The sequence below is a fragment of the Candidatus Photobacterium acropomis genome (assembly GCF_030685555.1).
GTDB classification, from domain to species: Bacteria; Pseudomonadota; Gammaproteobacteria; order Enterobacterales; family Vibrionaceae; genus Photobacterium; species Photobacterium lucens.
In genome coordinates this window covers 190,474-210,652 of the sequence record NZ_CP131608.1, presented here as the reverse complement: position 1 = coordinate 210,652, position 20,179 = coordinate 190,474, and the positions used below count along the sequence as shown (strand labels likewise).

Genomic DNA, 20,179 nt, shown 5'->3' with positions numbered 1-20,179 from the left:
AACGGTGAGTGCATCACCAATACGTTTGAGGGGGAAATGCTCCCCCTCCTTTTTCAAAGGAAAGGATCATGATTGGTATTGTTGTTTCGGGTCATATTCATTTTGCTTCAGGCATGGAAACGGCGGTGCGCGCCATTGCTGGTGAGCAAGAGCAAATGCTGTTTATTGATTTTGTAGAAGGCATGTCGACACAAGAATTAGAGCAGTCATTACGCCAAGCGGTACAAGATGTGGATAGTGGTGATGGTGTGCTGATCTTAACGGATATTCCTGGTGGTTCGCCGGCTAACCGTGCATTAGAAATCATGATGGATACGCCAAATGTTGAGCTGATCGGTGGCGCGAACTTACCGATGATCGCCAATGCTGCTTTTGAGCGTGATGATGCTGAGTTAACTGAGCTTGTCGATACCTTACTGGATATTGGTATGTCATGCATGAAGGACATGCGCCGTGAGCTGAATAACATCATGGAGCAGCCTACTGAACTTGAATGTGAAGATGGACTGTAATGATGCGATTTGCTCTTCATCCACAACGAATTTTTACGTCAACGGGGATTGCTTACAACCAGTACGTCATTGTTAATGATGGGAAAATTGAAGCGATCACCGAAACAAAACCGCTTGATTGTGATGTAACAGAGCTTGAAGGGCAAACCTTAGTGCCGGGCTTTATTGATATTCATATTCACGGTCGAGCTGGGGCGGATGTGATGGATGCAACCCCACAAGCACTACAAACCATTGCTGATGCTTTACCGAAAACCGGTGTGGTGGCATGGGTTGGTACAACGGTGACTGCGCCCTGGCAAGACATCATCAACGCACTGCAACAAGTACGTGAGTTTTGTCAGCAACCAAAGCAAGTGGGCGCCAAGTTATTAGGCAGTTTTCTCGAAGGGCCATATTTCACAGAAGCGTATCGAGGCTCGCATCCAACCCAGTATTTACAAGCGCCAAGCATTGCAGCGTTAGCTGAATTAAAAGAAGTGGCGGGTGATTCGCTGATCCGTGTGGCACTAGCGCCTGAATATCAGGGCTCAGATGAAGCAATTCAGTGGCTAACTGCCGAAGGGATCAAAACATCCATTGCCCATACCAGCGCTAACTTCGAGCAAGTTACCACAGCGCATCAACATGGCGCAGATTGTGGCGTGCATTTATTTAACGGCATGAGTGGTTTACATCATCGTGAGCCGGGTTGTGCAGGGGCGGTGCTGTTTCACGACATGCTGGCAGAGCTGATCGCTGATGGTATTCATGTTCACCCTGTAATGATGCAACTGGCATATCGAATGAAAGGTTATCAACAGCTAGCGTTAATCACCGACTGTATGCGTGCTGGTGGATTAAGTGATGGTAAGTACCAACTTGGTGCGCAGATGATCACCGTTACTAATGGTGAAGCACGTACCGATGATGGTTCGCTGGCAGGCAGTACTTGCAGCTTAGATCAAGCGCTTCGCAACATGATCATGCTGGCGGGTGTCCCTGAATGGGAAGCAGTGCAAATGGCAACGTCAGTGCCAGCCAAATATCTAGGGATTGATGACAAGTTAGGTTTTATCAAACCCGGTTACAACGCCAGTTTTGCGCTATTAGATCCACAATTTCAAATTCAAGCAACCTTGATTGATGGACAGTGGCAATAAGCCACCGCTCAAGGTACGAGATTATCGTCACTCATCACTCAAGAAGCGAGTGAGTGAATAACATGATGTACGAGGTTATACATGGAAATTCGTCAACCAATTCATAGTCAACATGCAAAGCAACTTGATACCGCAGGTTTACGTGAACAGTTTTTAATTGAAAACATGTTCCAAGCAGGTCAAATCAATCTAACTTACAGCCATATTGATCGCATTATCGTGGGTGCGGCTGTGCCGACTGACAGTGCGATTGCTTTTGAAGGCGGTAAAGAGATCGGGGTTGATTTCTTTTTGCAGCGTCGTGAGCTAGGTGTGATCAATATTGGTGAAGCTGGCCTTGTGATTGTCGATGGTGAAACCTTTGAAATTGGTGCACGTGAAGCGATTTATGTCGGTATGGGCGCACAAGATATCCGTTTTGAAAGTGTCATGGCGGATAAACCAGCGCGTTTTTACCTAAACTGTGCGCCTGCACATCACAGCTACCCAACCCGTAAAATCACCCGTGAAGATGCATCACCAGAGCAGATCGGTAGCCAAGAGAACTGTAACGTTCGCACTATCTACAAATACCTTCACCCGTCTGTATTACCGACTTGCCAGCTATTAATGGGCATGACTGAATTAGCGCCGGGTAGCCTATGGAATACTATGCCTTGTCATACCCATGAACGCCGTATGGAAGTGTATTTGTATTTTGATATGAGCCAAGACAACATCGTGTTCCATTACATGGGCGAGCCACAAGAAACACGCCACCTTGTGGTACGCAATGAACAAGCGGTGATCAGCCCAAGCTGGTCTATTCACTCAGGTGTGGGTACTGCAGCTTACACCTTTATTTGGGGCATGGTGGGTGAGAACCAAACTTTCCACGACATGGACCATGTAGCGATGGCTGATTTGAAATAAGTCTGTTTTCGCCACCTTTCTATTACTGATTAAAACGAGATGCAAAGCATAGCTAAGTCATAACGATGGCTTGGTCGGGACTTTGCATCTTCAAAAAGGATTTAACATGAATAATCTATTTGATTTAACAGGTAAAGTTGCCATCGTTACAGGTTGTAATACAGGCTTAGGTCAAGGCATGGCGCTAGGTTTAGCGAAAGCGGGGGCTGACATCGTGGGTATTGGTCATCAAGCAGCGCCTGAAACACAAGCGCAAGTAGAAGCGTTAGGTCGTAAATTTCACTACATCACTGCCAATTTAATGCAGCAAGATCGCCTAGAAGCGATTGTGGCAGAAGCAGTCGAAGTGATGGGTAAAGTAGATATCTTAATTAACAACGCTGGCATTATCCGTCGTGAAGATCTCCTGAAATTCTCAGAAAATGATTGGGATGATGTGATCAACATAAACCAAAAGACATTGTTCTTCTTATCGCAAGCTGTGGCTAAACGCTTTGTAGAGCAAGGTAATGGCGGCAAGATCATCAATATCGCCTCTATGTTGTCGTTCCAAGGCGGGATCCGAGTGCCATCATACACAGCAAGTAAATCAGCGGTGATGGGTTTAACTCGTGCATTGGCGACAGAGCTCGCGCAGTACAACATTAACGTTAATGCAATTGCTCCGGGTTACATGGCGACCGATAACACCGAAGCACTGCGTGCAGATGAAGCACGTAATGCGGCTATTTTAGAGCGTATTCCTGCCAGTCGTTGGGGCTTACCGTCGGATCTTGAAGGTCCTGCGGTGTTCTTAGCATCAAGCGCAAGTGATTACGTTAATGGTTACACCATTGCAGTAGACGGTGGCTGGTTAGCTCGTTAAGGAGAAGCATGATGACAGCATTAGGATCAAAGCAAGATATTTTGATGGCAATGAAACGAGTTTACCGCTACCAAGCACAAAACCAAACTCGTAGCGTGGTACGTCGCAGTGGTAAAACCCGTTTTATTAAAGATACGGATTGGGAACGTGGGGTGTTTTGGTCATGTGTGTCAGCGGCATGGTTGGCAACTGATGACACGGAATACCTTGATGGGGTGATGAACTACACCTTACATACCGGCTTTAGAACTGGCCCTAATGATCGTTTCGCTGATGATCATATTTGCTGTCAGGCTTACCTTGATGTTTACCCTGTGGTGAATCAACCAGAAGCATTAGAGCCAACCATTAAAGCGCTAGATGTAATGGTGAACACGCCAGAGCAAGGACGTAAAGATTGGTGGTGGTGTGATTCTCTGTTTATGGCACCACCAAGTTTTGCTGCACTTTCGCAAGTAACTGGCGAGACGAAATATTTAGATTACATGAATACCGCTTTCTGGGATTCCGTTGAGCACTTAAAAGATCCAGAAACAGGGCTGTTTTATCGTGACTATCGCTATATTCCAGATGGTAAAGACAGTGAATTACGTGAAGTGAATGGTGAAAAAGTCTTTTGGAGCCGTGGCATTGGTTGGGTATTAGCTGCTGTTCCTCGTTTAATGGCACGTATGCCAGAAGATTATGCCGAGCGTGAACGTTACTTAGCGTTATTTACTGACTTAGCCGCTGAAGTGATCAAATACCAACAAACAGACGGTTTTTGGCGTACCAGCTTATTAGATCCACAAAGCTATCCTGCCAAAGAGAGCAGTGCGACTGCCTTGTTTGTTTACGGTTTAGCGTGGGGTATTAAGCAAGGTCTATTAGATGCTGAAACCTATCTCCCTGTGGTTGAAAAAGCATGGGCTGCGCTACAAACCTGTATTCATGACAACGGCATGATCGGTTGGGTACAGTTGCCAGCGTTTAACCCTCGTGATGTACAGTTTGAACACAATATCGATTACGGTGCAGGGGCGTTTTTATTGGCGGGTACTGCTGTTGTTGAATTAGTGAATTAATAAAAAATATAAGTTTTAATGGCTAGGTAAATTGAGCCGATGGTGATAACGCTTTTGTTATGATCATCGGCTTTTCTGTTTTTTAAGAGAGCGTTTTATAAAATTAGGCGGGAATAACATAAAGCGATTTTCGTTTATTTGCTGTCACTATTTTCGTTTGTGATATGTTGTCCGATACCGATTTTTTGTGTTTATGCTAAAAGCAAAATATTGATCTTCGTTGTGTTTCGTTTTCTTTCTTTTGTTATTTTTTATCAACAAAATAAAAACAAAAGGACCTACAATGAAAACGTTATCATTACTCTCTGTTTCTATTGCCCTTGCTATTACCCCAAGTGTTGTTTCGGCAACGGTTAGCGATGTGGCATTGCATCAACCGACTGATCAAATATCAACCTTGCAAAACACGTCATCTGAACAAGAAGCCTTTCATCAACTGCGTTTAAAGTGGTCAGAAAGTTTTTTAGGCGCACCGAGTGCTGCTTTTGATGACAAGCTAAAGCAAATGGTGATCACAACCAATAATGGCGCTCAAAAGCATTGGGATAGTATTAATACTGATGCTGCTCGGGTTTCATTGTGGAATGATTTAGCACTTGATGATCAAACCGAAGCGGGTAAAAAAGTATTAGGGGCAAACTTACGTACTTCCTATCAACGTCTTTTTATTATGGCGAAAGCGTATCAATTACGTGATGGTGCGCTGCAGCATAATCCGCAGTTACTTGAAGCGATCATTGATGGTTTAACCTTCTTAAATCAGCATTACTACAAAGTAGGTGTGAAAGAGTGGGGTAACTGGTGGCATTGGGAGTTAGGGACGCCAAAAGATATTCATAATATTCTTGTGGTGTTATATGAGCAGCTTCCGCCAGCGTTAATTGCCTCTTATCTTGATGCAACTCGCTACTTTACTCCGCTTCCAACTCACTTAGGTGCTGGACCTGGGGCTGATACATCAAGTAATCCTCATTACCGTGAATCAACAGGTGGCAACCGTACCGACAATACCCTAGTGGTGTTATTACGGGGGATTTTAGCGAACGACAGTACCGAAATTACCGCAGCGATCAATGCGCTTTCTCCTGTGGTGAACTATGTCGAACAAAGCGATGGTTTCTATCAAGATGGTAGCTTCTTACAGCATTACGATATTGCCTATAACGGTACTTACGGCAATGTGCTTTTGGGCGGGCTCGGGGCGCAAATGAGCTTGGTTGCCAATACGCCGTGGCAAGTGACCGATCCCAAATTACAAGAGATCTATCCGTTAATCTTTAAGAGTTATGCCCCATTGCTTTACCGTGGCACCATGATGGAATTTGTTAATGGTCGTGCTATTTCTCGCCCTCAAGAGCAAGGACATGGTGTGGGTCATAATGTATTAGCATCGCTACTTCATTATATTGATGGTGCGCCAGCACAGTATGTCACACCGCTTAAACAGTTAATTAAAACTCAGATCAGCCAAGATACGTATATCGATTTTTTTGAATCACTTAACCATGTTGGTAACTATCAAAAAGCACAACAATTAGTCCAAGATGAAACGATTGTTGCAAAAGATAATCAACTGGGCTTTTTCGCTTTCCCTGCGATGGATCGTGTGGTTTATCGTACCGATGATTGGGCATTTAGCCTTGCAATGCATTCAAGTCGTTTAGGTAACTTTGAATGTATGAATAACGAAAACCGCAAAGGTTGGTTTACTGGTGACGGCATGGGTTATTTCTATAACCAGCAGCTCGATCATTACCATAATTACTGGCCTACCATTGATAGCTATCGTTTAGCTGGCACTACGGTTGATGATCAGGTGATGGGTGACTGTGAAGGTCAACGTAACCAAATCAAAGGCGGTCGTAAATCACAGATGGAATGGGTCGGCTCGGTAACATTAGACGATGCTGGTAGTGCTGGTATGGATTTCTCTAACTGGAATGACACCTTAACGGCTAAAAAATCGTGGTTTATGTTTGAAGATATGGTGGTGATGCTGGGTTCTAATATTGAATCGAGCATAGGTGCGAATGTGACGACAACCGTTGCCAATCGTAAGCTTTCGGAACAGGGGCAAACCGATATATTGGTCAATGGCGCTCATTGGCAAGCAGATCAGAATACAACAGTAAAAAGTTTGCTAATTGATAACCCAAGCGTGGAAGACAGTGCATTAGGTTATGTGTTCTTAACCCCGACAGAGTTGGCAGTAAAACGTGATGTTCGCCAAGGTAATTGGAGCGAGATCGGCACTAAAACGGGCGATGTTAGTGCTGAGTTTGTAACGGCAACTATCGATCATTCTCCAGCCTTAAATAGCTACGCTTATGTTGTGCTACCTGATAGCGATCTTGATGATATCGCTGAGTTTGTTGAAGAAAAGCCAATCAAGGTATTAAGACAAGATGACGTTGCGCATATCATTAAAAACAAAGAAGACAACGTGATTGCCGCCAATGTTTGGCAACCACAAGCGGTTGAGATCACATCGCAGATCACCGCTGTGGGGAAAATGGCATTAATGGTGGAGAAAGACGATGGCGAGCATCATATTGCGATCAGCGATCCGCTACAAACCCAAACCTTGCTTGAACTTGAGTTTAAAAAGCCAGTGAAGATTAAGTCAGATCCAGAGCAGCGCTTACAACTAGGTGAGCGCCGCACGCTAGTCATTGACGTGACTGGATTAAAAGGTCGCAGCTATGCCTTTACGGTGAAATAGCAATGAAGGATGGAGCTGGCAAACCAGCTCCATTTTTTATGTTAGAGGGCATAAAAGAAAGACAATAAACCTAAGATCACCAGTAATAGTCCAGATACTAAATCGTTATATTTACCTAGCCATTTGCCGATCACATTGTTACCTAAATGGTTACCGAGATAAGTCAGTAAGATACTGGTAACAAACGTCAGTATTGTGATTAAGTTGATATTAAGTCGAGACACACTCCCTAGTATCCCCACACCAATATTATTGATTGATAGTAATATTCCTAACCCTATTGCCGCTTTGATCCCAAGATCTTTGTTGTCGTCATGGCGTGTTTTTTTATTGTTCGAGAAGCTATTACCAATAGACCAGAGCCCAAGTCCGATAAAAACAATCGAACCAATATCTGATGATTCTTGATGCGAGATCAAATGGGTTAACCATTGCCCCAATACCATTGAAAGGTAAGTCACGATGGCTGTGATCAGCGCAATAATAATATTGGGTACTAAGGCAATACGTTTGTTTTGTACGCCATAAGAAAACCCAATAACAAAGTTATCGAGGTTAGAAGAAAGGCTGAACAGTAAAGCGAGTATGAAGGGCATAACAGTAGAATGAAAAAGTGGTTTTATATGCGATTCTATCGCTGCGTACGAGTGCTTTTGTTGCAGAGTTAAGTTGCATTTTTGTATAGGGGGTTGAGAACTGGAATTACGGATATGCTCTTGGTTTTCTCTATTGGTTTTCAAATTGGAAAAATAAACAGTATTTAACTTTCATTTGTTTTTGTTGTTGTGATCTTAATCTGCTTTATCTTTCGTATTCTTTCGTAATATAGCGGAATTATGAAAGGATAAGAAAGTAAAGGAAAGAACATGACAGCAGCACGCTTTCACATGATGGCAAAACCAACCAGTTATCGCTGTAACTTAAAGTGTGAATATTGCTTTTATCTTGAAAAAGAAGCGATGCTTGATGAGGTGAGTGGATGTGGAAGCACAGGAACTCAACAACCTGATGTGATGCCTGAACCTATTCTAAAACGCTATATTCGTGATTATATTGCCTCGCAAGATAGCGATCAGATCGATTTCTCATGGCAAGGTGGAGAGCCAACCCTTGCAGGGCTTGATTTCTACCGCAATGTGGTGAAATACCAGCGTCAATATGCCAACGGCAAAACCATCACCAATAGTTTTCAAACCAATGCTGTTGCTATCAATAAACAGTGGGCGCAATTTTTTGCCGACAACCAGTTTTTAATTGGGGTATCTATCGATGGTACGCCAGATATTCATGATAAATACCGTATTTCAGTCAATGGTAAACCGACCTTTGAACGGGTGAAACGTGCGATTGAATACCTGATTGAGTATCAAGTGGAATTTAACGTCCTCACGGTGATTAATGATCAGAACTGGGATAAAGGCGTACAGACGTATCAGTTTTTAAAATCATTGGGTGCTCGTCATTTACAGTTTATTCCCATTGTTGAAGTGGAAGGCTCTGCACAGGGCTCATCTCATCATTACGCTACCGCCAAAGATGCACCATTAACTCACTTCTCTGTGCCTTCTCATGGCTATGGTCAGTTCATGACAGAGGTTTTCGATGAATGGCTTAAAGAAGACGTAGGCACTGTTTATGTGCGTATGTTTGATAGCGTATTAGCGACATGGTTAGGTTATCCCGCATCGGTTTGTGTGCAGTCGAAAAACTGTGGTCAGGCGATGGTGATTGAAGCTAATGGCGATGTTTATTCCTGTGATCACTATGTTTATCCGGCTAACCGCTTAGGCAATGTGGCTGAACTGTCACTAACGAAAATGGCAACCAGTAAACAACAGCAACGTTTTGGACAAGCAAAGTCTGCCAAATTAACTGAGCAGTGCCAAAGCTGTGAAGTCCATGGCTTATGTTATGGCGGCTGCCCGAAACACCGTATTGTTCAGCAAGATGGGCAAAAACATAAACACAATTACTTGTGCCCGTCGTATCAAAAGATCTTCCGTCATACTGCACCTGCAATGCACTTAATGAGCCAAGCAATCCGACAAGGGGGAACGGCCGCCGATGCCTTGCCAATGATTGCCCATGCTCGTGGTCAACATGCTTTCTCGTAACATCCTGTTTTTGTAACACCTTATAAATAAACAATTAATCCAATATTAATAACGATTGAGACAAGGAGTGAATCATGGATCTGTCCTCGATGAAGAAGACAGTGGTTGCCAGTTTAGTTGCCACAGCATGTGTTGTCGCACCGGTTACCACCTTTGCCGCTAAACCTGCCGAGCAACCAAACGTGTTGTTAGTGATCATGGATGACTTAGGTACGGGTCAGTTAGATTTTGCGTTAGATAGTTTAGATAAAGCGGAATTAGCGAAACGCCCTGTGCCTGCACGTTATCAAGGCGATCTAGATAAGATGATTGATGCGGCTAAACGAGCCATGCCAAATGTGGCACAGCTGGCGCAAAACGGGGTCAAGATGACCAATGCTTTTGTGGCGCATCCTGTGTGTGGCCCTTCTCGTGCGGGTATTTTCACGGGTCGTTATCCAACCAGCTTTGGTACTTATAGTAATGATGATGCGTTGCAGGGCATTCCGCTTGATATCAAATTATTGCCTGCATTATTTCAAGAAAATGGCTATCGCACAGCCAACATTGGTAAGTGGCACAATGCGAAAATAGCCAGCAAAAATAAAGTCGCAGCAGAAGCGCAAACTCGTGACTATCACGATATTCAAATTCCGGTGGTCGGTGAAGGTTTTGGTCCTGAAGAGCGTGGTTTTGATTATTCCTATAGCTTCTATGCATCGGGTGCTGCGCTGTGGAATTCCCCGGCAATTTATCAAAATGGTAAGAACATTCCTGCACCGGGCTATTTAACCCATAACCTGACCAATGAAACCCTGAAATTCATTGAGCAAAGTGGCGATAAGCCGTTCTTTATTAACCTTGCTTACAGCGTGCCGCACATTCCGCTAGAGCAAGCGTCACCGGCAAAATACATGGATCGCTTTAATACTGGTAACGTTGAAGCGGATAAATATTTTGCTGCGATCAATGCTGCTGATGAAGGTTTAGGTCAGATCATGGATCTGCTTAAACAAAAAGGTGAGCTAGAGAATACCTTGATCTTCTTCTTGTCTGATAACGGTGCGGTACATGAATCGCCAATGCCAATGAATGGCATGGATCGTGGCTATAAAGGACAGATGTATAACGGTGGGGTACGTGTTCCTTTCGTCGCATCTTGGCCGAAACATATTCCTGCTGGTGGCAAGAGCGATACCTTAATTTCAGCACTTGATATTCTGCCTACCGCTTTAAAAGCTGCGGGTATTACGATCCCGCAAGAGATGAAAGTCGATGGTCAAGACATCATGCCTGTGCTTGCTGGTAAAGCTGAGCAATCACCGCATGATTATATCTACTGGGCAGGACCAGGTGCGAAGCACTACAGCGAAGAAAATGATGGTTTTTGGTACGGTTACTGGAAGTGGATCACATACGAAAGCGATACGATCCCGAATAATCCAAACCTTGAAAAACTATCAAAAGGCTCATGGGCGATCCGTGATCAAGACTGGGCATTGTATTTCTACGATGATGGCTCAAATAAGGTGAAACTGTTCAATGACAAGTTAGATCCGTCAGAGTCACAAGATTTAGCGACCAAACACCCAGAGAAAGTCGCTGAAATGAAAAATGCATTTTATGACTGGATCAAAAACAAGCCAAAACCAGTAGCATGGGGGCAAGATCGCTACCATGTGTTAACTGAATCAGCTAAACCTGCGCCAGCATTAGCGCAGAAGTAATGTGAGTTAACCTAACCAAGAAAGTCATGACAAGGTGTATGGCTTTCTTTTTGTTTCGTTTATAAGTGACGGGTTCATCCTTTTTTATTCTTTATTATTTTTTAAGTCGCTTTGATTATATGTCATGGAAGGAAATACAAATGACGACGAAAACACCTGAAAAACAGCCTTCAACCTCTTCTTCTGAGCATATTGAATCTCGAATTAAACACATTGTTGCTACTGAGCGTCCGAAAGTGCCTTATGAACATCCTGATGCGAAGATGTATTGGCATTTGTTTAAGCAGCGTTTGATCCGCCTAAAAATGAAAAAGCCTGCTTATGATAAGCATGATCAACAATTACAGGCATTATTTCAGCAACAAACCGATCTCAAATTGTTATGCGATAACTTAGCCAAGTATGTGACGGAAGCGTTTTGTCACTATAGCGTTTGGGATCATAGCCATGCTTATTACCCAGGTAGACCAAGCCAGCAAAGCGCCAGAACCGATGCAGTGGAAGGCGTAAGCCGAGTATTACCTGTATTGGCTGCATGGCTGCATTTTAGCCATGAATCACAGATGAGTGGGCTAGATGGGCAACGCATTGATGTCGTTAAAGTGCTCTCTCAAGCATTTTTGGCAGGCACTGATCCTAACCATCCCGGTTATTGGGGGGTATTACATGATTGCGATCAGCGGGTGTGTGAATCTGCCGATCTTGCTCTTGCGTTATGGCTGTCAAAAGAGTGGGTGTGGCAGCACTATAGCAAGGCTCAGCAGCAGCAGGTAAGTCTGTGGTTTAAGCAAGTAAATAGCCTAATAACAGTCGATAATAACTGGCACTTATTCCCATTAACGGTGCAATTTGTTCTAAAAGCCCTGACGGGTGAAGATTGTATTGATCACGATAAATATCAACGTATTAAAGTGTTTTTTGTCGGTGATGGTTGGTTCCGTGATGGGGCGAAAGGCAATTATGATTATTACAACGCATGGGGATTTCACTACTCGCTCTATTGGCTTGATCAAATTGACCCTAACTTCGACCCTGAATTTATCCATCAATCACTGAGTGATTTTGTCGAAGGTTATCGTTATTTCTTTACTCCACAAGGGTTGCCTTTCTTTGGTCGTAGCGCTTGTTATCGCTTAGCCGCCGCAGCTCCTTTGTTAGCCGCAGTTGATCAACATAGCTCTGCGATTTCGATGGGTGAAGCGAAAAGGGCTTTTCGTTTAAATCTAAATTACTTCATCGGTAATGGTGCGATGCAGTATGGCGCACCGACTCAAGGTTTATTCCATGATGATGGACGTTTAGTTGATAACTACAGCGGCCCTGCCAGCAGCTTTTGGTCGATGCGTGGATTAATTATTGCGTTATACATGGGTAACCGTTGCCAACTATGGCAAGCAGAAGAAAGCCCACTGATGATAGAGCAACAAAGCTATGACTTTGATATTGAAGCGATCCAAGCCAATGTTAAAGGTATTGCTGAAACTCAAGAAATTGTGGTTACGTTTAAACAGGAATATACCGAGCAGCAAGATCCGCTATCACGTCGGTTAGAGTTTCAGTCTTATGCCAATAAAGCCCTCGAAATGCTATTAGGCCGAGCAGAGCGACCTAAAAACAATTTATTGCGCAAAGGGATCACCAGCTACAGCTCGAAGATGTCACATTTCTTTTAAACCGCATTTTAAAGCATAAATAAAACAACCGAAGTTGAGCGTTGCTCTGCTTCGGTTTTTTAGTGCTTTGTCCTCTTTATCTGCGTTGTCATTTAGTCTTTTTGTTAATTTCGTAAGTTAACGAAAGTCTATTTATCTTTATTTTATTACTTATTTTCGATTTGAAAGTGGTTATGTGATCAAGAACGCTTTATTTGCATTTATTTTCGAATAATATCCTTATCGAAAGTTAACGAAGGATTGAGGTTTTCTATGTTTTTGGTTTCATCTCGCGAAATGCTGCACAAAGCGCAACTGGGTGGCTACGCTGTCCCTGCGTTTAATATTCATAACCTAGAGACGGTGCAAGTAGTTGTCGAAACAGCTGCCGAGATGCGTTCTCCTGTAATTTTGGCTGGGACGCCAGGTACCTACAGTTACGCAGGTACAGACTATCTGGTTGGTATTTGTAAAGAAGCGGCAAAACGTTTTGAAATGCCAATTTCGCTGCATCTTGATCATCATGAATCTTTTTCTGATATTCGCCAAAAAGTAGAGGCGGGTATTAAGTCAGCCATGATCGATGGCTCGCACCATAGCTTTGAAGAAAACATCGCCCTAACTCGCCAAGTGGTTGAGTTTTGTCACCGTTGGGATTGTTCGGTTGAAGCAGAGCTTGGTCGCCTTGGTGGACAAGAAGATGACTTAATCGTGGATGAGAAAGACGCACTTTATACTGATCCTGATGCTGCTGTTGAGTTTATTCGTGCAACGGGTGTAGATTCATTAGCGATTGCGATTGGTACAGCACACGGCATGTACAAAGAAGTGCCTCGCCTTGATTTCGACCGTTTAGGCATGATTCGTAGTAAAACAGATACGCCATTAGTGCTACATGGTGCATCAGGTGTGCCGGATGCCGATGTACGTCGCTGTATCGAATTGGGTATTACTAAAGTGAACGTGGCAACAGAGCTTAAAATTGCGTTCTCTGATGCAGTAAAACAGTACTTTATTGAAAATCCAAAAGCGAATGATCCTCGTCACTACATTATTCCGGGTAAAAATGCGATGAAACAAGTCGTGATGGATAAGATCCGTGTTTGTGGTAGTGAAGGTAAGCTGTAATCACTGAGTCACCTTTCATGGTTATCGAAACCAAATGAAACTCAGACTTAACGTATGCGCTTAGCGTTCGTTATTAGCTATGTTTAACTTCCCCCATAACCCGTTAAACATAGCTTTTTTTATTTTTGCATTGGAGAAAATCATGGAATCACTCCAGTCACTATCTAAAAAAGTCGCCATTATTGGCGAGTGCATGATTGAACTAAGTGGTCAGCCATTCGCCCAACAAGAGCAGCGTTTTGGTGGCGATACATTAAATACCGCTATTTATTTATCTCGCTTATTACCGCAACTCGCTCCGACCTATATCACCGCACTTGGTCTTGATAACTACAGCAATCACATGATCCATGCTTGGCAAAAAGAAGGGATTAATTGTGATTATGTGCTGCGTGAAACTCACAAATTACCGGGCATGTATGCCATTGAGATTGATCCCAATGGTGAGCGCAGTTTCCACTATTGGCGTAATGATTCAGCAGCGCGACAAATGTGCGACCATCCCCAATTTCGTGCCGCTGTTGAGTACATGAAAAGCTGTGATTTAGTGTATTTATCTGGGATCTCACTGGCGATTTTACCTGATCACGGCAAGATGAAGTTACTTGCAGCATTAGCTGAAGTACGTAACGCTGGGGTGAAAATCGCTATCGATTCTAACTACCGTCCTCGTTTATGGCGTAGTCGTCAAAATGCCAAAGAATGGATGTCTCAGCTCTATAACGTGGCTGATATTGCGCTGGTAACAGCAGATGATGAAGACTTACTTCATGGCACAGTTAATAGCTCACCTGATGTGATTGCCAAGCGCTTATCCAATGTTGAACAAGTGGTGGTGAAGTTAGGTAAAGACGGTGCGCAGTGGTTTGAACTCGGACAGTCGGGCATCGTTCAAGGCAATGTGGTTGATAATATTGTTGATACTACCGCTGCAGGAGACTCATTTAATGCTGCGTTCTTAGCAGCTTGGGCATTAGGTATGCCAATGAGTGAATGTTGTCACTGGGGTAACCAGCTTGCAGCACAAGTGATTCAGCATAAAGGGGCGGTGATCCCTGAAACTTTTACACGTTCTTTAACAAAATTGATGGATGAAAACTTATGATGACTCAAGCATGGATAGCAAAATTACGTGATTTAAAAGTAATGCCAGTGATCCAAATTGATAATGCCGATGACGCAGTGCCGTTAGCCAAAGTATTGGTTGAAAATGGCCTACCTGCGGCTGAAATTACGTTTAGAACCGCCGCTGCTGCTGAATCGATTCGTCGTATTCGTGAAGAGTTCCCAGAGATTGTGCTGTGTGCAGGAACGGTATTAACCAAAGAGCAAGTCGATGCTGCCATTGAAGCGGGGGCTGATTTTGTTATTAGCCCTGGGTTTAACCCAACCACAGTGAAATATTGTATTGAAAACAATATTAAGATGATCCCGGGTGTGAATAATCCAAGCCTAGTTGAACAAGCGTTAGAGCTTGGTGTCACTGCGCTAAAGTTTTTCCCAGCAGAAGCTTCTGGTGGTATTAACATGCTTAAATCCTTAACCGGTCCATATGGTCAAATTGAGTTGATGCCAACAGGTGGGGTAAATCCACAAAACCTGTTGGATTACTTAGCCATTCCTCAAGTGGTTGCTTGTGGCGGAACATGGATTGCACCAACGGCAGCGATCAATGCCCATGATTGGGATAGCATTGCTCACAACGTACGTGAAGCGGTGAAGTTGACTCAGCAATAGGAGAGTAAAATGTCTGAAACTAAACGTGTTGCTGTGTTATTGGCTGATGGTTTTGAAGAAGGGGAAGCGGTTGTCTTTATCGATATCATGCGTCGATTAGACATTGAGGTTGACGTGCTATCGTGCATGGAAACTACAGCGCTCAATACTTACTTTAAAACTAAAATCACCGCAGATTTTACTTTAGCTGATAAATTTGATGACACTTACGATGCAGTCATGATGCCGGGCGGCCCGCAAGGAACCGATAATCTGTCAGCAAACCCGAATGTGATTGCGTTCCTAAAACGCCATATTGCAGCCAATAAGTACATTTGCGCTTTGTGCTCATCGGGCGCCAAAGTATTAGCGGCACACTATTTATTGCAAGGTCGTCCGTATACGACAGGTGATAAATTGGCGGATAAATTTGACGATGGGGATTTTCAGCTAAAGAAAGTGGTGGTTGCTGATAACTTCATTACAGGGCGAGGTTTAGGTGTGAGCTTTGAGTTTGCTTTTACTGTTGCCAAATACCTGCTTGCTGATAATCAAGAGAAAGTCGATTGGCAGGCAAACCACATCTACTTTGATCATTGGCCTTTATAACAGCGTTTTGATTGCAATGTTTGAGTATAAGAAAGGGTAACTTAGGTTGCCCTTTTTTGGGTGGAGAGTATTTATCAACAGCTTCAAGATAGAGATTGCATACCTGCATATCAAATATGGATTATTGAAAAGATCATAAATGCAATCTTGCATTTTATTCATCAATAAAAACACCTATTACATACGTGTGAATTGATTATTTACTCTGTTAAACCGTAGTTTTTATAATGCTATTGAGACTATGGGTTTGAGCTTAATTTATTAATATTCAATTGGTTAAGATTGTTTTTTGGAAGTGGAGGATAAGTGACTATATAAACAAGAATTGAAACTAATTAAGCATGATGTTCAGTTTTTCTTAATGCTCCATTTATGAATAACTAACGTTTCATTTTTACCATGATGACAAATAATCGAAAGTTGATAAATTAAAAACATCAACGGGGCGCATGGTTCCGTCGCTATTTAATATTTTGATTTAAGGTGTAGTAATTATGAAAGTAGTAGTAGAAATTTTAGAAGCTGGTAAATACCGTGATGTTGCATGGGAAGGTGAGTTTGTTTCAGCTAAAGGTGAACTACGTGCTGTTACTCCTTCATACGCTGCACAGTTAATTAAACAATCAAAAGCAGCACTTTATACTGATGCTGATGGCGAGATGTCATTTACCTATAAATAACTTAAATATGTTAAACGGTATATTTAAGTTTTTTAGCTAAAAGCAAGGAGACTCAAGTTATGAGTCTCCTTTTTCTTTATTCTTTGGATGATTTTTAATCATTATTTACAATGTAAATTTAAAAATTGATGGTATCAAAATGTGGGTTTGCAGTATTGGCATGCATAGAAGCAAGATGATCTAACACGATGGTCGATACGGTATTATCCACTCTGAGTTCAATACATTCTTCTCTCTGAGCGTTGTAGCAAGTATCTTGCGCAATGCCTGTCACAGTTTCACCATTTCTATAAGTAAGACTGATATTTAGGTGGAGCATGCAGGCAATTTCAATGTAATCGTGTTGGTGACAACTTATCATAATAATTGCTCCTATCTATTTCTTAATAATGGTGATTTTAGATTACTGTGTGTATTAAGACTATTCAAAATCTGCGCGTAATATTTTGTATTTTTACGTGTCGGCTCAATGTTTTTCTTTTATTTACAGGTCATTACTTTGTAAATAACCACTCCGATCGTCTTTCTAAATTAATAATATAATTATTTATAGTCTTATGTGAAAAAAGCGATAGTGATTTTAGCTCATTAAAAAGAGTCGTGGGCTTTATGCTGTATGGTTCTCACCTTGTAATATGAGGCTTGTTTTTATTGTCTTTGTTGTATATCTGTAGATCTTTTTGTTTTGTTTTTTTATTTAAATTTCAATGGCTTGATGGTTTTCTTGTGTTGTTGATATAGAAGGTTTAAATCAATAGTTATGGATATCATTTGCATCACAATGATGTTTTCAATAACTGTGTAGAGTGTGATATTGGTGAGTATTAAAGTAGCCGTATTATTGCAATGTGCATAAAAGTACGCCATATAACACGGTTTTAACATTTTGAAATTGCCGCTAGCAATGTATCGCTTATATATATTGATAACTAAAATGAGTTTTTAAACATTAAAATATATAGCGTTACTCTTATTATGCAGTTTGGTTGGTATTTAAAGCTTATTTTAGTTCTGAAAGATAGCGACATCGTATTCTAAAAGGAATTAATAATGACGAAAATAACTCCAATAGCGTTACTGCTGGCGGGCTTCACTGCATCAAGCAGTTATGCCATGAATCCACAGCCAGATCCTGAAAATCCGGGCGGTTATATTATTGAGCGCTCAGAGATCAAAGCCGCAGAAGATGCAAAAACGGCTGACCCAATGTATGACGTATGGGCTAAAGCCTTAGAGACCCGTCCAAATACCATTGTAGAAGCTATCTACCCAGATGCTGCAACCAACCCTGATAACGTCAAACGTGTTGAGCGCGTGTTCCCTGAAACGGAGTGGAACTTCTTAACGCAAATGGCGGCACCTGAATATACCTATACGCGTTTCTTACGTGCGATTGGTAAATTCCCTGCGTTCTGTGGCGACTATACCGATGGTCGTGATGCTGACAAGATTTGTAAAACTTCTATTGTGACGGCTTTTGCTCACTTTGCACAAGAAACTGGCGGTCATATTAGTAAAGATAACTATTCAGATAACCCATTAGCATTGGAAGAGTGGCAACAAGCATTAGTGCATGTGCGTGAAATGGGGTGGTCTGAAGGTCAAGCGGGTTATACCACGGGATGTGGTCAGAACGATTGGCAAAATCAGCGTTGGCCGTGTTCTGATGGTCAGGGTTATTTCGGACGAGGTGCAAAACAGCTTTCTTACCACTTTAACTATGGTGCTTTCTCTGAAGTGATGTTTGACGGTGACGCTACAGTGTTACTGAATAATCCAGGTTTAGTTGCTGATTCATGGTTAAACCTCGCTTCTGCCATTTGGTTTTTCTTAACGCCGCAAGCGCCAAAACCTGCCATGTTGCATGTGATTGATCGTACATGGAAACCATCACAACGAGAATTAGATGCAGGTATTACCTATGGCTTTGGTACTACGATTAACGTGATCAATGGTGGTATTGAATGTGGTGAGCAAAATAAAGATAAAGGCCAACCGGTTAACCGTATTCGCTACTGGGAAGGCTTAGCAGAGCATTACGAAATTGCTATCGCAGCCGACGAGAAAAATACTTGTTGGCAGCAAACACCTTATGGCAGTTTAAACCTAAATGGTGCAACCGATGTGCTTTATACCAATTGGGATGCGAACTGGAAATATTACTCAGATCGCCCAGGTGGTGTTTCATTTGAGTGTGAGCTAGTGGGTTTCCAAACGGCTTATTCTGCGCTAGTTGAAGGTGACTACGAAAAATGTGTAGAAAACTTCTATGGCTCTCACGCCAATTGGCCTGATGTCCGCGTGGTTGATAAATTACCAGATACCGACAAGCCTGTTGATCCTGTAGACCCTCCTGTTGATGGTGTTGCTGCATGGGAAAGCAATAAAGTGTACGTTGGTGGCGACAAGGTGAGTTATCAAGGTGCTGTCTATAAAGCCAAATGGTGGACACAAGGCGATAACCCTGCAAGCGGTGGCCCTTGGGCACTAGAAAGTGGTACTCCTGTAACACCAGATCCGGTTGACCCTGTAGAGCCACCAGTAGATCCCGTTGACCCGGTTGATCCTGTGGAACCACCTGTCGACCCAGTAGAACCTGTGGATCCGCCTGTAACAGGATCGCCAGCATGGGATGCGAGTGCAATCTATGTTGGTGGTGACAAGGTCAGCTATCAAGGTAGTGAATACCAAGCAAAATGGTGGACGACGGGAAATAAACCTGATGCAGGTGATCCTTGGAAAAAGCTATAAAAACGCGAAGTAAATAAATCAACACCCCGCAGTCAGTGACTTCGGGGTGTTTTTTATAAACTGATATTCTCAAAAGGATAGTTAAAAGGCTGTTGAATAATGATCCTATTGTCGTCGAGCGAAATGACCTCTACCAGTAATTTTGTGATATCGGGAGTGATGAACAATTCTCCTTCATAACTGCCTTCTATGATTGCTGTAGCAACGATGCGATCCTCGTAATTAAGGATGTAATTGTTATCATCATCGACACGGTAATTTCGATAGATATTGACGTATACATCGCTTGCTAATGGATTATTAACGTCCACAGAAATAGTGCGCAGATCACCTGAAAAGTTGACGTCATTTGCGACATCTAAAGTTGGGAAGGTCTCTTTATCTTGTTCATCTGCACGTTCTTCCTCGTTAGAGCCATCACTATTATTTTCAATTTCATCCTCAATCTCATCGAGCAGATTTCCGATTTGGTTGATTGAGTCTTCAACTGTATCGTTAACTTGGTTCACAATCTGATTAGCTTGATCGATGGGACTTTCCGTTAAACAGCCTGATAGAGAAATAGAAGCAATAATCATCCCTCCAACGTAAAAATACTTCATGTTC

At 42.6% G+C, this 20,179-nt stretch carries 18 protein-coding genes; 15 read left to right on the top strand and 3 right to left on the bottom strand.

Going from position 1 to position 20,179, the window contains the following annotated elements; translation table 11 throughout:
• The first annotated feature begins 68 nt into the window (after positions 1-68).
• From agaF to Q7657_RS00925, 6 genes are all read left to right on the top strand, one after another.
• Complete coding sequence (gene agaF / locus Q7657_RS00950) at positions 69-512, top strand: PTS galactosamine/N-acetylgalactosamine transporter subunit IIA (protein ID WP_107166479.1); 444 nt, start codon at positions 69-71, stop codon at positions 510-512.
• Positions 512-1,654: an N-acetylglucosamine-6-phosphate deacetylase gene (gene nagA / locus Q7657_RS00945; RefSeq protein WP_498827161.1), complete on the top strand. Its 1,143-nt coding sequence runs from the start codon at positions 512-514 to the stop codon at positions 1,652-1,654. Before agaF ends, nagA begins: the two co-directional genes overlap by 1 nt.
• Positions 1,655-1,735: 81 nt before the next feature.
• Positions 1,736-2,566, top strand: a complete 831-nt coding sequence (gene kduI / locus Q7657_RS00940; protein WP_107166477.1) for a 5-dehydro-4-deoxy-D-glucuronate isomerase — start codon at positions 1,736-1,738, stop codon at positions 2,564-2,566.
• Between the two features lie 106 nt (positions 2,567-2,672).
• The gene (kduD, locus tag Q7657_RS00935) at positions 2,673-3,431 is read left to right on the top strand and encodes a 2-dehydro-3-deoxy-D-gluconate 5-dehydrogenase KduD (protein WP_053986691.1); all 759 of its coding nucleotides are present in this window, start codon (positions 2,673-2,675) and stop codon (positions 3,429-3,431) included.
• Between the two features lie 8 nt (positions 3,432-3,439).
• The gene (locus Q7657_RS00930) at positions 3,440-4,495 is read left to right on the top strand and encodes a glycoside hydrolase family 88/105 protein (RefSeq protein ID WP_107166476.1); all 1,056 of its coding nucleotides are present in this window, start codon (positions 3,440-3,442) and stop codon (positions 4,493-4,495) included.
• Positions 4,496-4,778: 283 nt separating this feature from the next.
• A complete protein-coding gene (locus tag Q7657_RS00925; protein WP_107166475.1) occupies positions 4,779-7,217 on the top strand; it encodes a polysaccharide lyase 8 family protein in 2,439 nt (812 codons plus the stop codon).
• Between the two features lie 41 nt (positions 7,218-7,258).
• Here the strand turns inward: Q7657_RS00925 and Q7657_RS00920 are convergent, their stop codons facing one another.
• The gene (locus Q7657_RS00920; RefSeq protein ID WP_107166474.1) at positions 7,259-7,813 is read right to left on the bottom strand and encodes a manganese efflux pump MntP; all 555 of its coding nucleotides are present in this window, start codon (positions 7,811-7,813) and stop codon (positions 7,259-7,261) included.
• A gap of 270 nt (positions 7,814-8,083) precedes the next feature.
• Between Q7657_RS00920 and Q7657_RS00915 the strand changes: the two genes are divergently transcribed.
• The 8 genes from Q7657_RS00915 (at position 8,084) to Q7657_RS00880 (ending at position 16,822) form a co-directional block, all read left to right on the top strand.
• Entirely contained in the window at positions 8,084-9,331 is a 1,248-nt protein-coding gene (locus tag Q7657_RS00915; RefSeq protein WP_107166473.1) for an anaerobic sulfatase maturase, read from the top strand.
• A 74-nt stretch (positions 9,332-9,405) separates the two neighbouring features.
• Entirely contained in the window at positions 9,406-11,037 is a 1,632-nt protein-coding gene (locus Q7657_RS00910) for a sulfatase family protein (RefSeq protein ID WP_107166472.1), read from the top strand.
• A gap of 140 nt (positions 11,038-11,177) precedes the next feature.
• Positions 11,178-12,710, top strand: coding sequence for a DUF2264 domain-containing protein (locus Q7657_RS00905; protein WP_107166471.1), 1,533 nt, complete (start codon positions 11,178-11,180; stop codon positions 12,708-12,710).
• Between the two features lie 252 nt (positions 12,711-12,962).
• Positions 12,963-13,817, top strand: coding sequence for a tagatose bisphosphate family class II aldolase (locus Q7657_RS00900; protein WP_053986684.1), 855 nt, complete (start codon positions 12,963-12,965; stop codon positions 13,815-13,817).
• Between the two features lie 142 nt (positions 13,818-13,959).
• A complete protein-coding gene (locus Q7657_RS00895; RefSeq protein ID WP_107166470.1) occupies positions 13,960-14,922 on the top strand; it encodes a sugar kinase in 963 nt (320 codons plus the stop codon).
• Positions 14,922-15,554 (top strand): bifunctional 4-hydroxy-2-oxoglutarate aldolase/2-dehydro-3-deoxy-phosphogluconate aldolase, encoded by a 633-nt coding sequence (locus Q7657_RS00890; protein ID WP_107166505.1) that lies wholly within the window; start codon positions 14,922-14,924, stop codon positions 15,552-15,554. Before Q7657_RS00895 ends, Q7657_RS00890 begins: the two co-directional genes overlap by 1 nt.
• 9 nt (positions 15,555-15,563) lie before the next feature.
• Positions 15,564-16,142, top strand: a complete 579-nt coding sequence (locus Q7657_RS00885; protein WP_107166469.1) for a DJ-1/PfpI family protein — start codon at positions 15,564-15,566, stop codon at positions 16,140-16,142.
• A gap of 494 nt (positions 16,143-16,636) precedes the next feature.
• The gene (locus Q7657_RS00880; RefSeq protein ID WP_053986681.1) at positions 16,637-16,822 is read left to right on the top strand and encodes a hypothetical protein; all 186 of its coding nucleotides are present in this window, start codon (positions 16,637-16,639) and stop codon (positions 16,820-16,822) included.
• A gap of 118 nt (positions 16,823-16,940) precedes the next feature.
• Here the strand turns inward: Q7657_RS00880 and Q7657_RS00875 are convergent, their stop codons facing one another.
• Positions 16,941-17,183 (bottom strand): Rho-binding antiterminator, encoded by a 243-nt coding sequence (locus tag Q7657_RS00875; RefSeq protein ID WP_053986680.1) that lies wholly within the window; start codon positions 17,181-17,183, stop codon positions 16,941-16,943.
• 689 nt (positions 17,184-17,872) lie between these two features.
• On the opposite strand from Q7657_RS00875, the gene Q7657_RS00870 reads away from it, so the two are divergent.
• Positions 17,873-19,573, top strand: a complete 1,701-nt coding sequence (locus tag Q7657_RS00870; RefSeq protein WP_107166468.1) for a chitinase — start codon at positions 17,873-17,875, stop codon at positions 19,571-19,573.
• 53 nt (positions 19,574-19,626) lie between these two features.
• Here the strand turns inward: Q7657_RS00870 and Q7657_RS00865 are convergent, their stop codons facing one another.
• Positions 19,627-20,175, bottom strand: a complete 549-nt coding sequence (locus Q7657_RS00865) for a hypothetical protein (RefSeq protein ID WP_146146413.1) — start codon at positions 20,173-20,175, stop codon at positions 19,627-19,629.
• Between the last annotated feature and the right edge of the window lie 4 nt (positions 20,176-20,179).